General features: G+C 34.3%; 16 protein-coding genes. 8 read left to right on the forward strand and 8 right to left on the reverse strand.

Annotated elements, in window-relative coordinates:
• Nucleotides 1–19 precede the first annotated feature (19 nt).
• The 3 genes from NMAR_RS05825 to NMAR_RS05835 are packed head-to-tail and all read right to left on the reverse strand — an operon-like array spanning nucleotide 20 to nucleotide 2269.
• Nucleotides 20–1213 (reverse strand): AAA family ATPase, encoded by a 1194-nt coding sequence (locus NMAR_RS05825; RefSeq protein WP_012215471.1) that lies wholly within the window; start codon nucleotides 1211–1213, stop codon nucleotides 20–22.
• Nucleotides 1214–1223: 10 nt separating this feature from the next.
• Complete coding sequence (locus NMAR_RS05830; protein WP_012215472.1) at nucleotides 1224–1724, reverse strand: hypothetical protein; 501 nt, start codon at nucleotides 1722–1724, stop codon at nucleotides 1224–1226.
• Nucleotides 1712–2269, reverse strand: coding sequence for a hypothetical protein (locus tag NMAR_RS05835; RefSeq protein ID WP_012215473.1), 558 nt, complete (start codon nucleotides 2267–2269; stop codon nucleotides 1712–1714). The genes NMAR_RS05830 and NMAR_RS05835 overlap by 13 nt, the downstream gene beginning before the upstream one ends.
• Before the next feature lie 157 nt (nucleotides 2270–2426).
• On the opposite strand from NMAR_RS05835, the gene NMAR_RS05840 reads away from it, so the two are divergent.
• The 4 genes from NMAR_RS05840 to NMAR_RS05860 all read left to right on the forward strand — a co-directional run bounded on the left by NMAR_RS05840 (nucleotide 2427) and on the right by NMAR_RS05860 (nucleotide 6075).
• Nucleotides 2427–3587 (forward strand): TrmB family transcriptional regulator, encoded by a 1161-nt coding sequence (locus NMAR_RS05840; protein ID WP_012215474.1) that lies wholly within the window; start codon nucleotides 2427–2429, stop codon nucleotides 3585–3587.
• A 29-nt stretch (nucleotides 3588–3616) separates the two neighbouring features.
• Nucleotides 3617–4072, forward strand: a complete 456-nt coding sequence (locus tag NMAR_RS05845; protein WP_012215475.1) for a RidA family protein — start codon at nucleotides 3617–3619, stop codon at nucleotides 4070–4072.
• Nucleotides 4073–4135: 63 nt separating this feature from the next.
• Nucleotides 4136–5413, forward strand: a complete 1278-nt coding sequence (locus NMAR_RS05850) for a dicarboxylate/amino acid:cation symporter (protein ID WP_012215476.1) — start codon at nucleotides 4136–4138, stop codon at nucleotides 5411–5413.
• 293 nt (nucleotides 5414–5706) lie between these two features.
• Nucleotides 5707–6075 carry a PPOX class F420-dependent oxidoreductase gene (locus tag NMAR_RS05860; RefSeq protein ID WP_148680137.1) on the forward strand — a complete coding sequence of 123 codons (369 nt, stop codon included), beginning with the start codon at nucleotides 5707–5709 and terminating at the stop codon, nucleotides 6073–6075.
• Here the strand turns inward: NMAR_RS05860 and NMAR_RS05865 are convergent.
• Nucleotides 6058–6546, reverse strand: a complete 489-nt coding sequence (locus NMAR_RS05865; RefSeq protein WP_012215478.1) for a hypothetical protein — start codon at nucleotides 6544–6546, stop codon at nucleotides 6058–6060. The two genes, NMAR_RS05860 and NMAR_RS05865, sit on opposite strands and share 18 nt — an antisense overlap.
• Complete coding sequence (locus NMAR_RS05870; protein WP_012215479.1) at nucleotides 6543–7670, reverse strand: DUF3179 domain-containing protein; 1128 nt, start codon at nucleotides 7668–7670, stop codon at nucleotides 6543–6545. Before NMAR_RS05870 ends, NMAR_RS05865 begins: the two co-directional genes overlap by 4 nt.
• A gap of 99 nt (nucleotides 7671–7769) precedes the next feature.
• On the opposite strand from NMAR_RS05870, the gene NMAR_RS05875 reads away from it, so the two are divergent.
• Nucleotides 7770–8192: a DoxX family protein gene (locus tag NMAR_RS05875; protein ID WP_148680138.1), complete on the forward strand. Its 423-nt coding sequence runs from the start codon at nucleotides 7770–7772 to the stop codon at nucleotides 8190–8192.
• Here NMAR_RS05875 and NMAR_RS05880 read toward each other — a convergent pair whose 3' ends face one another.
• Both NMAR_RS05880 and NMAR_RS05885 read right to left on the reverse strand, forming a co-directional pair.
• Nucleotides 8193–9335, reverse strand: a complete 1143-nt coding sequence (locus tag NMAR_RS05880; protein WP_012215481.1) for a DHHA1 domain-containing protein — start codon at nucleotides 9333–9335, stop codon at nucleotides 8193–8195.
• A 42-nt stretch (nucleotides 9336–9377) separates the two neighbouring features.
• Complete coding sequence (locus NMAR_RS05885; protein ID WP_148680139.1) at nucleotides 9378–9569, reverse strand: hypothetical protein; 192 nt, start codon at nucleotides 9567–9569, stop codon at nucleotides 9378–9380.
• Between the two features lie 119 nt (nucleotides 9570–9688).
• On the opposite strand from NMAR_RS05885, the gene NMAR_RS05890 reads away from it, so the two are divergent.
• The gene (locus NMAR_RS05890) at nucleotides 9689–10852 is read left to right on the forward strand and encodes a citrate synthase (RefSeq protein WP_012215482.1); all 1164 of its coding nucleotides are present in this window, start codon (nucleotides 9689–9691) and stop codon (nucleotides 10850–10852) included.
• A 3-nt stretch (nucleotides 10853–10855) separates the two neighbouring features.
• Here the strand turns inward: NMAR_RS05890 and NMAR_RS05895 are convergent, their stop codons facing one another.
• Nucleotides 10856–11116 (reverse strand): hypothetical protein, encoded by a 261-nt coding sequence (locus NMAR_RS05895; protein ID WP_238523159.1) that lies wholly within the window; start codon nucleotides 11114–11116, stop codon nucleotides 10856–10858.
• Nucleotides 11117–11138: 22 nt separating this feature from the next.
• On the opposite strand from NMAR_RS05895, the gene NMAR_RS05900 reads away from it, so the two are divergent.
• Together NMAR_RS05900 and NMAR_RS09770 are read left to right on the forward strand one after the other, a co-directional pair.
• The gene (locus tag NMAR_RS05900) at nucleotides 11139–11486 is read left to right on the forward strand and encodes a hypothetical protein (RefSeq protein WP_012215484.1); all 348 of its coding nucleotides are present in this window, start codon (nucleotides 11139–11141) and stop codon (nucleotides 11484–11486) included.
• Between the two features lie 126 nt (nucleotides 11487–11612).
• Nucleotides 11613–11765, forward strand: coding sequence for a hypothetical protein (locus NMAR_RS09770; RefSeq protein WP_187146514.1), 153 nt, complete (start codon nucleotides 11613–11615; stop codon nucleotides 11763–11765).
• The last annotated feature ends 20 nt before the right edge of the window (nucleotides 11766–11785 follow it).

The raw sequence follows: 11785 nt of genomic DNA on the forward strand, positions 1-11785 counted from the left end.
TAAAAATCACTTGAGAAAATCATAGTGCTTGGAACTCTTCGCTCCATTTGTGATATGCACGAATCATTTCAGTTGAAACACTTGGCTTTCTTCTTGCCATAATATCCTTGAAATCAGTTGATGTAAGTTCTCTAGGTTGAACTGGTTCTTCTCCTTCTACTGGTTCATGATAATCAGGAGAGTCAAATATTTCATGTACTGTTTTGATTTGTGCAGCTTGGCAAACATCTTTGATGTCACTTGCACTATAACCATCAAAGAGTTTTGCAAGATCAGTAGTGCTTACTCTAGAATCTTTGCTTAATTTAGCAGTGTATTGATCAAAGAGATTTTCTCTTGCTGCTTGAGTAGGCAGTGATACGTAAATTCTCTTTTGGAATCTTCTAAGGAAAGGCCAATCAAGTGCCCAAGGTTTGTTTGTTGCACCAATTACATACATCATCAAATCTTTTCCTTTGCCATTAACACCATCCATCTCAGTTAGGAATTGATTTTTAGTTCTAACTTCTCCACCGACTTCACTGCTTCTAGAACCTAATAGAGAATCAACTTCATCTACAAACAAAATCACAGGTTTGCCTTCCTTTTCAGCATAACTTCTTGCCATTGAAAATAATTTTGAAACATTCTTTTCTGCTTCGCCTAACCACTTGCTCATCATAGATGATGCATCTACATTGATAAAGTAACCATCCATCTCATTTGCAGTAGCAGCTGCTAACATTGTTTTACCAGTTCCAGGAGGACCATAAAGTAACATTCCTTTTGGCCAACCTAATGGGAATAAATCAGGTCTTTTAGTTGGATATACGATTGATTCACGTAATGCACTTTTTGCGTCATCTAAACCAATGACTTGGTCCCAAGTTACATCTGGTTTTTCTTTCATGATAAGGTCTTCAAAGTCATTTTCTGCCTCTTGTCTCTGAACAGATTTCTTTTGTTCTTCTTCTGAAGCCTTTGGATCAACTGCAGGTTCTACACCATGTGCCTGCTGCAATGCATTAATTCGATTATGATAAGAGTTGCATCTTTCTTTGTAAATTGGATTTAATTTGCTGTTAGGGTATAACTGTAATAATTTTACCAGAGCATCAATGGCTTGCTGATAATAGGTTATTGCTTGGCCACGTGCTCCTTGGGAATCAAATTTGATTGCCTCAGAAGCATATTTGCTAGCAGTATTTTCTAGTTCTTGGGGAGCCATACTCATTTCAAATTACCTACGCAGTATTCCCTTGAGAATTTTGTTGGTATTCTACAGTGTTAATCTCTGTAGCAAAATTGGTTAAATTAATTGCACTCGTTTCGTGCTCATCATAGTCAGGGCCATCATGGTATTTTTTCTTAAAATCAGATTTTTCTGAGATATCCACATGGATTCCCTTTACTTTACTAATAGAATCCTCAGCAGACATTATCAATTCAGAAATCTCATCATCCAAATCTTCAATTGAGCCTGCAGCCTCTGAAATTACAGATACAAAATATTTGAGAATTGAGCGCATCTCTTTTTTATCAGCATATTTGACTAGCATAAAATCAGCAATTCCAACAATTTTATTCAAATCTTGTAGTTCTTCTAAAGTTAATTTTTCAATGTTTTTATCATCAGATGATTTTACCTCAGAAATTTTTTTATCAATCTTTGAAGATAGTGATTTTATACGCTCAATATCCTTTGAAAAATCTCTTTTAGAGTTTAGTACATTCAAGTATTGCATAATTTAAAAAAATCAACATTAGGGTACTGCTTACTTATTTTAGAGTCCACCATCAATTTTACTTCATCTAAGAGAGTTGAAGATTCAGTGTTTGATTGACTAAAATCAAAACTAGCATGAGTAAGTGTTGCTGAATCAAGTACAATACTACCTAAATGAACAGAGAGTTCTGAGAGTTTTTGACTACAGTCAGGAACTAGTTCATAGAGTTGTGCGCTAATTGTCCTAATCAGAGGAATAGAAGAAGGTAAAACTTGAGGAATAGAATGGATGTTTGTAATGCTTTTAGTTTTTCTTTTTGCAAGGGTTAGAATTTCAAGAGAAAATGCCATAGTTCGCTCAAGCTCAATTGCTTGAAGATGAGTTTTGTCTGATTCATCAAAATCAGATATCAAATCCTTGTTAGATTGTTTCAAATCATCTCTTTTTTGAGATATGACAGTTACAATTTCATCTAGTAAAGAAGCAGAATACTCCAATCTAGGAGTTAAAGTAACAGAATGAGAAATATTCTCATTATCTATCTCTACACATTTTACCGACATGAGTGATTTTTACTAGATTTTGTATTTGAGGACGATGTCACAATTAATTTAGTAACCACAGTTACACCCATCTGCAGATACAATTTTGATTTTTTTTGAGTATTTGTGTAAAGGAATTTAGCTCTCAATTTTACCTAATAACAAATCAATCATAATCATGGTCAATGAGCACGCATTAACAGTTAGTCTCGAAGAATTTGGTTTGAGTAAATATGAGGCACAAGCCTATGTTGCGCTGATTGCCAAGGGCACTATTTCAGCAGGAGAATTAGCATACTATTCTGAAATACCAAGGACAAAGATTTACCCAACTTTACAAAAACTTGAAAACAAGAAACTTGCAATAATTTCAAAAAGTAAACCAATAATGTGTACTGCTATTGCACCAGAAGACGCATTTGATGGAATAATTCATGAACAAATTAACAAAGTAAATGCAATGAATACTTTGGTATCAAACCTCAAAAAAGCAAGTGAGGAAAGTAGGAAATCACGAGGTTCAGAAGAAAAAAGATATTTCCATATTAGTGCAAACAATGTACTATCACAACTTCAAACTATGATTGAAGGAAGTAAATCTTCAATTAAGATTATGGCTGATCAATGGGGATTTGGATTATTAGCTGAATGTAAAGAACAACTAGTTGCAGTATTGCGTAGAAATCTTGATGTCAAAGTTATAGTACCACCAACACAAATTTGTTCAGAAGCATATAGAATAATTCCTGATGGAGTAGAAATTAGAGCATCAGACATTACACAAAATTGCTTTATCTTTGATGAAACAGAATTACTAATGGTAAATAATGAAAATGGTAAAGGAGCCATCTTTTCATCAACAGATATTCTTGGAGTAAATCAAGAAAAGGTATTCTCACATGTCTGGAAAAATGCAACAAAGACAAAGGCACTTGCAGATATGACAAAAGCAGAAGCCCAAGAGATTTACAAAATTATCAAGACAGTAAACGAAACAGGTCTAACACACATTCTAAACTCTACAATGTTCTCAAAAAAGCCTGAATTTGATTTGTTTAAGCTATTAGAAAAGAGTGGTGTCTCTTTGAAATCAAAATCACTAGATGACATCATAGAGATCATGGATGCTGTGCTGCAAATTACATGTTCAGGACATGTGAATTTTGAGGCAAATACAAAAAACATCACAGTAGAATCAAAGCTAAACAGCGGTCACTCTCTTCCATGGGTCTCAATTTTAGATGGATGTCTACAAAAACAAGGATACAAGACAAGAACTGTATTTCAAAACAACTCAAGTAAGGGCGAAAAAGTACACATCAAAATAAGTAAAAACTAAAATCAGACGAAAATGACGCAACAATCGTCATGTCTGAAGCAAAACTCAAGGAATTAGGAATAGAATTACCAGAAGCCCCAATACCTGCAGGAAACTATATCCCAGCAGTAAAAACAGGAAACCTACTTTTCATATCAGGACAGATTCCACTAGAAAATGGCAAGGTAGCATACACTGGTAAAGTTTCAGATGACAATCTAGAGACTGCTCAGAAATCAGCTAAAAGTTGTGCAATTAACATTCTAGCTCAAATTAAAAGAGAAGCTGGAAGTTTGGATAAAGTAACAAAAATCGTAAGACTGTCAGGATTTGTAAATTCAGTTCCAGAATTCACACAGCATCCAAAAGTAATCAATCCGGCATCAGATTTGATGTTTGAGGTTTTTGGAGAAAAAGGAAAACATGCAAGAATAGCATTAGGTGCAGGAAGTTTACCACTTGATTCCATGACTGAAATTGATGCCATCGTAGAATTATCAGAATAAAATTACATGTGAGAGGTAGTTCTTATATCAAATGAACATACAAAAAATCTAGAAGTGTATTAAATGGAATTGAAAAATTATATTTTCAAACAGTTGTGGCTTCAAGTTGTAATCTCTTTACTAGTGGGATTAGGAGTTGGTTTAGTTTTAGGAGATGATGTAGGGGTCAGTCTAGATGACAACACTCTAGATACTGTTTCATCATATCTCAAAATTCCAGCCAACATATTTTTGAGTGTAATTTTGATGATCATAGTTCCATTAATTTTTGCATCAATTGTGGTTGCCATTACTAATTTAGGTACAAAAGAAAAAATGAAAACTCTAGGATTAGGTATTGGAGTTTATTTTGTAATTACTACAACAATTGCAATTCTAATTGCAATAACTCTTGCATCAGTTATTGCCCCTGGAAGTATTCTAGACCTTACTGCACTTCAAGAGACTCATGATCTTTCTGAAGATGATTTGAAAGTTACAGAAGGTTTCTCAGTAGATGAAATTCCAGATATTGCATCAAACATTATCCCAAGAAATCCAATTGTATCTTATCTTGAAGGACAAATGTTAAGCATTTTGATAATGGCGATGATTGTAGGATTGGCAATGGCTGCTCTTCCAAAAGAGTCAGTCAAACCACTACTGGATTTACTTGAATCTGTTCAAAAAATCACATTATACATTTTGATTATGGCAATGAAGATTGTACCATTTGCAGTCTTTGGTTTGATTGTAGGCATGGTTGCTAAAGTAGGAGTAGAAACAATGGCAGGACTTGGAGTATACATGGCAACAGTGATCCTAGGGCTTGGAGCCATGTTGTTGGTTTATACAATGATCATAAAATTTGTAGCAAAAAGACCAATCTCATCTACATTCTCAAAGTTCCGTAACCCACAGACTTTGGCATTCTCAACTGCAAGTTCAATGGCAACAATGCCTATGACATTAAAGACTGCAGAAGAGGATCTGAAGATAGATACACGTGTATCAAAATTTGTCATTCCACTTGGAACTACAGTAAACATGGATGGAACTGCATTGTATCAAGTAATAGCAGTCTTCTTTTTGGCACAGCTCTTTGCAATTGAATTGAGTATATTCTCCATACTTGTGATTATCATTACTTCACTTTTGGCATCAATTGGAACACCTGCAGTTCCAGGAGCAGGAACAGTTGTTTTAGCTACAATACTTGTAACAGTTGGAATTCCTCCAGTAGGAATTTTGTTATTGCTTTCAGTAGATAGAATTTTGGACATGATCAGGACCATGGTAAATGTCACAGGTGATCTTACTGCATCTTGCGCGTTTAATGAAATAACGCGAGAAAAGAATTGAGGATTTGGAAATTTTCTTAAATATATTTTCAAAGAATTTGTTTCATGGTACAAATGTGCAAAGGACTATGTGAGCGATTAAAATCAACATCATTTACAAACAATCTTCGTTACAAAATAGGGCAAAAGTGGTGTTCATTGTGTGCAATATTTTTTCTCACAGAGGAAAATTCATGTCCATGTTGTAAAACAAGATTAAGATCAAAAGCCAGAAGCAAAAAGTATGATTTGCCAAGAATATAATCATCAGAAAACTCAAAAATATAGCAAATGCATCCTAAAATCGAGGCTAAATTGAAGTATCTAGAAGAGATTGAATCTGAAAAATACATCTCAGTTGAGACATATAGAAAAAACGGTGATCCTGTAAAGACACCAGTTTGGTTTACAATAAAGAATGGTTTAATCTTTGTAGTAACTCGAGATCAAACAGGAAAAGTAAAGCGACTCAAAAACAACACTCAGGTAAAAATTGCAACATGTACCATTAAAGGTGAAATCAAAGGAAAGTGGGTTTCAGGTGTTGCAGAGATTTTAGATGAAGAAAAAACAAAAGATGCAGTAAAAAGAAGAGACAAAAAATATGGATTCTTCTCCAAGATGGCAAGATTCCTTACTAAAAGCAAAGGAGAACTGTTAGCATTCTCAATTAAGCTCAAGTGAATTTTGTAACTGTTGTTCTTTCTTTAGTTTTAGAGCAGTAAATCCAGCAAATCCAAAAATTATTGCCAACCCGACATATGCTAATACTTGGCTATACTCTATGAGAACTGCAGACACTCCAGTTCCAACAACACTTGGAAGTAAAGACAATACATAGAGCCACCAACCACAACAACCAAGTGGAACTAGAGAGAAAAATGAAAAGAAGGATGTTGCAGCAGTACTGCCAGAGTTTCCACCAAATGCTTTTCTTTTAACATCTAGTTTGCATCCAAGCAGTTTACTTTTTTCAGACAAAAACACTTGAAGACCAATTCCAACTCCCATACCAATTATCACAATAGAGTTTAGTTGAAATGCAGCACTGATTGCAGCATAGGGTTCTAGGGCAGGAGTAGTTGCCACTACCACTGTCAAGTAGAGTGTAACGGTAATTATTCCAACAATAGTTGCTTTTTGAATAGGTTTCATGATACATCACCATAAACTAGAGTTTTAGGATGAAATGCGACCCATTCAAACCAAAATCCAGGCTCAATTGGGAGTCTTTCTAGTTGTTTTCCCTCATAATAGCCAGATTTTGCCAATCCATCATAACTCCACTCAGAGTTTGTTTGAGAATCGATTATCTTTCCATCAAAATATTCAAAATCTAAAATTTCTCCATCAACTACTCTATCAAATGCGCGAGAGTTTTCAGAAAATAAAGACACTAACAAAATAGAAGTACTTCCAACTGAATCATTTATCACTATTTGAGATTCAATGTCGTTTTGTTTGTAAGCTTTGTAAATTCCATCTAAATTAAAGCCAACGATAATTTCTTTTGGATGCATTCTGTCATCTCTATACTCTACAGGAAACATTATTCGAGGTTCTGCGTAATAATTTCCATAAGGATCAGTTGCATAAGATCTTAGATGACCAGTGTCAGTAGTTAGTACCAAAGTATCTGGATGTAATTTTTTCCAATCACCCCAAGTAATTACATCAAAAGGAACCAAGTCAAGTTGATATCCAGACAATTCTCCTTTTACTGCAATCCCAAGTGCTTGACTCCAATAGGATTCAGTCAGTCTATCATACATTAACAAATTACTGTTGTATAATTTTCCAGATGTTCCAAACTCTACTTCTTGTCCATCAATTACTCTTTCAAAGACTTGATTAGTATAACACAGTGGACAATAAGTTACAGATACTGGAAGCCCACCAACTTTGTCATTTACGATTTCATGCCAAACCAAAATGAATAATGGATATGCTTTTGCCTGACCGTTAATTTCCAAACCAATCACAGTATCTGAATCAGACATGAATTGAGAGTCTGAAATGTCAGCAAATATGGGATTATCAATTGAAGGAATTCCATCTTTTGGAGGACCACCACCTTTGATCTTATCTAAGGGAATCAGATGTTTGATGCCATCAGTCTCCATCATTTGAAATTCAGATATTCCAGTTTCAGGCACCACAACAGAGGATGACGTAGGTGTGATTGTTGTGTAGGGTCTAGAGTCCTCAGACAAGAACAAACCTAAACCTACAAGTGCAATACCTATAGCTACTGCTGGAGCAAGAATCTTGGCATTCAATTTTGTAAGGATTTCTCCTCTAAATTATTAAAAAATTATTCCAACTTTTGGATAGGATTTGGACAAACCCTTTTAATGATTTTTCAAAGGCCAGAATCAATGAATACAGAAGCAACCCTAAAGGGAAATGTATTACATGACATTACCCACTGGGGAATTAGCGCATCTATTGGTGTGACATTCATTGTTCATAGCATAAAGAAATTTGATCCTGGATGGCAAGAGTGGTTAATTTCAATAGGAATTCCACCTGAGCTTCAATTACCAATTGCTCTAGCTGAATTTATTGGAGGAGTATTACTTGTTGTAGGAGTTCTGTCTAGAATTTCTGCCGTAATATTATCAGTAATTTTACTTGGAGCGATATTTCACATCAGGTGGGAAAATGGATTTTTTGTTTCCAAAGGAGGATGGGAATGGGATTTAGTAATGCTAGCTGCAACACTTGCAATCATAGCAGCAGGGCCAGGTAGAATTTCAATATCTCATGTAGCAAAAAAGATTCCTAGATTCTTACAGTGATTACTTTATTTTTTTATTTAATTCTGTAATGAATTTTTTTATTTTCGGTTTTGGAATTACAGCGCCGCATGCTCTATCATGTCCACCACCAGAACCACCAAGATCAGTTGCCAACAAATTAACAATTTTACCTAAATGTACTTTACAATTCTTAGAACCTCTAACAGATACAGCGTAAATTCCATGGTCTACTCTTTCTTTGTATGCAACACCAACATCCTTACCAGACAAACCCATTACAAAATTCACAGCACCACTAGCACCAGAATCAAGAATCTCCATGTGTCCTAGATTTTTCATTGTTTTCATACCGGCTTTTACTTTGGCAATCATTTGTGAGAGTTTTTCAACTTGAATTTGTGCAAATTCAAAGGTGTTTGGAATATCATGAGGGAATTTGGATTCTGCTAGTTCTTCAACCAAGTACAAGAGATAGTCAGGTTCTTTTTGATGACCTACAATGTTGTAGGTTAGAACAGTAGCACTGATGAGTGCAAATTGTCTATCATACATTTGAAGTAGTTTAGAACCAAGTGGTCTATCCTCCATGTAATCAGTGATTGCAGCACATGTTGCAACAAAAGTAGCATGTTCGTTTAATTTTGATTTATAGGCATTGTAAACTTGAACAGTAGTACATTCGTTAATGTCGTGAATTACTTTGACTTTGAGTTTCTCTAATGATTTGACAACATTAGGATCAATGTCATGATGATCAATGTATGTAATTGAAACTTTATTTTTTCTCAGGGTTTTCATAATATCAATAAATTCATCTTGAGTTTTTTTGCTTAGACCTAAATCACAAATGTATAATGACTTTAATTTTTCATCAGTAACAACTTGTTGGAGTGCTTCCATTTGTCCAGGATAGTCAACTAAAATTGCATCACCGCCAAATGCTTGTCGAATTAATGCTGCAGAACTAATACCATCAGCATCTTCTTTGTGAGATATGCAAATTACTTTGGTACGATTTGATTTTGTTACTTTTTTAGTAGTTGTTTTTTTAGCAACTTTTTTGGTTGCAGTTTTTTTAGTTGTTTTTTTAACAACTTTTTTGGTTGTAGTTTTTTTAGTAGTTGTTTTTGTCTTTTTAGTTGTTGATTTCTTTGTAGCAGGTTTCTTTGTTGCGGCCAACATTAGGAAAAACTACAAACCCTCATTTAAATGAAGAATGAAATCTCAAGATTTTCTAGATGGGTTTTTGACGCTTTGATTTATCAGAGAACTTGAATCTAAATATACCTCATAAAGAGAGAGTCCTTCCATCTGATTTTGAGAATCAATTTCTTGAAGTTTTTTTAATTCTTCAGCAGATGCATTGAGAACCAAGTCATCAAGTTTTTGTAGATTTTTGCGTTCACTGGGAGTCATTTAATTTTTGATTAAAAATTCTCATTTAGGGCCAAAAGTTAGCATATTAGACTAAATGCTAAATTTCATAGACATAATTTTGGCGAAAATATAATAGAAGAATTTCTGCTAGGCTCAGTATGGAGACCAAAAATATTGGCTTGCGAGGAATTGAAGTCGCAGATACAAGAATTTCAAATATTGACGGTGAAAAAGGCAAATTAATCTACAGAGGATTTGACATTTTAGATCTTACAAAAAATTCAACATTTGAAGAGACAGCATATTTGCTGCTTTATGACAATCTACCAACAAAGGCACAGTTAGATGAATTTAATCAAAAACTAGTTGAAGCACGATACATCCCAAAACAGATGCAAAAGAATATGGGAAATTGGAGAAAGGATGCAGATCCAATGGACATGCTTCAGGCATTTGTCTCAGCACTGGCAGGATACTACGATGAGGAATTTTCAAACAAGGAAGCAAGTTATGAAAAAGCAATCAATCTAATTGCCAAAGTTCCAACAATAATTGCAAGTTGGCAACGAATTAGAAATGGACTACCAATTGTAGACCCAGATTCATCTCTTAGTCATGCAGCAAATTTCCTTTACATGATGTCAGGAGAAAAACCAGATCCTGAAGTAGAGAAGGTTTTTGACGTGTGTCTAATTTTGCATGCAGACCACACATTCAATGCATCTACATTTACAGCTAGACAAGTTGCATCAACAAGAGCTCACATGTATTCAGCATCAAGTGCAGCAATTGGTGCACTAAGTGGAGAACTACACGGAGGGGCAAACACCGAAGTCATGAAGATGTTACTAGAAATCAAAGAAATTGACAAAGTAGAACCATGGATTAAAGAAAAAATGAGTGCAGGTGAAAGAATTATGGGAATGGGTCATGCAGTTTACAGAACATATGATCCTAGAGCACAAGTTCTAAAAGAGCTCTCAAGAAAACTTGCAGAAAAAACAAAAGAGCCATGGTTTGATATGACTGAAAAAGTTGAAACTACAACCATTTCTGAAATGAAAGCACAGAAAGGAAAAGACATCTATCCAAATGTCGATTTGTATAGTGCATCAATTTACTATATGTTAAAAATTCCAGTAGATTTGAACACACCAATATTTGCAATATCAAGAGTCGTAGGATGGGCAGCTCATATTATTGAAGAAAAGTTTGCAGAAGCTGCACCAAAACCAGCATTGTATAGACCAAAAGCAACGTATGTTGGAAAGTATTGTGGTCCAGAAGGTTGTGAATACAAAACACTAGACTTGAGAAAATAATTTTTAATTTCTTGTACTAAGCCAATCTTTAGCTTTAGAATTTACATCATGCTTGTACAAGACTTCAAAGACCATATCATAAAATGTGATACCTTTCTTCTGTGCCTGTTCATCAAGCCACTTTATACCATCTGCTAGTTCAGGATCATACTCAGAGAACTCTACTAATTCATCCACCATTTTTGAAAAGAAGGCGTGAGATTCAAGCATAACTACACCTTTCAATCTTTGATCATAAGTGAAGAATTCAAAATATATTGACAAAAAACCACTTTTTGGATGACAATTGGACCACATTTTTCATTTTGACGGAGATAGTGAGAGAATCTCATGGAAAATCAAAACAGGAGATTCCATTTCAGAACAAAATCGTGAACATGTAGAAATGTACAAAGATAAAGTAACAAATTTGCAATCAAAGTACATTGCATTTCATGTAGGCCTATTTTGGGCAATTGGAGTATTCATCATAAAAAATGAAGATAGTGTTAAAGTAAAATTCAACGAAAAAGCAATGTTTGAACATTTCAAATTTAACAAAGAAATTGATGATGAGTTTATCAAAAATAGAATGCGATTTATCAAACAATTAATTTCTCAAAGAAAATTAAAAATGGAATTTGAGTTAATTTAATCACACAAAAATTCAAAGGCAAAAGAGCTTAAGACCAAAAACGGTTAGTTACATGGTGACAGCTCAGTTGCTTTGTATGATAGCATTACAGTACAGAATCATAAAAGAAAGAATTGTTCAACTTCATTGACAACAATCAATGTCGCATTAGAGCGATCATATGTAATTTTCAATGAATTTTTAGAAAATTTGAAAAAATTTGAAAATTTTACAGAAATCAAATCTCATGAAAGAAAAAAACATGAAAAATGTCATTATGAAAGTAAGAAAGAAGATTAGATTTATTTACCATATAGAGA

It is taken from the genome of Nitrosopumilus maritimus SCM1, from assembly GCF_000018465.1.
In the GTDB taxonomy this organism is placed as follows: Archaea; Thermoproteota; Nitrososphaeria; order Nitrososphaerales; family Nitrosopumilaceae; genus Nitrosopumilus; species Nitrosopumilus maritimus.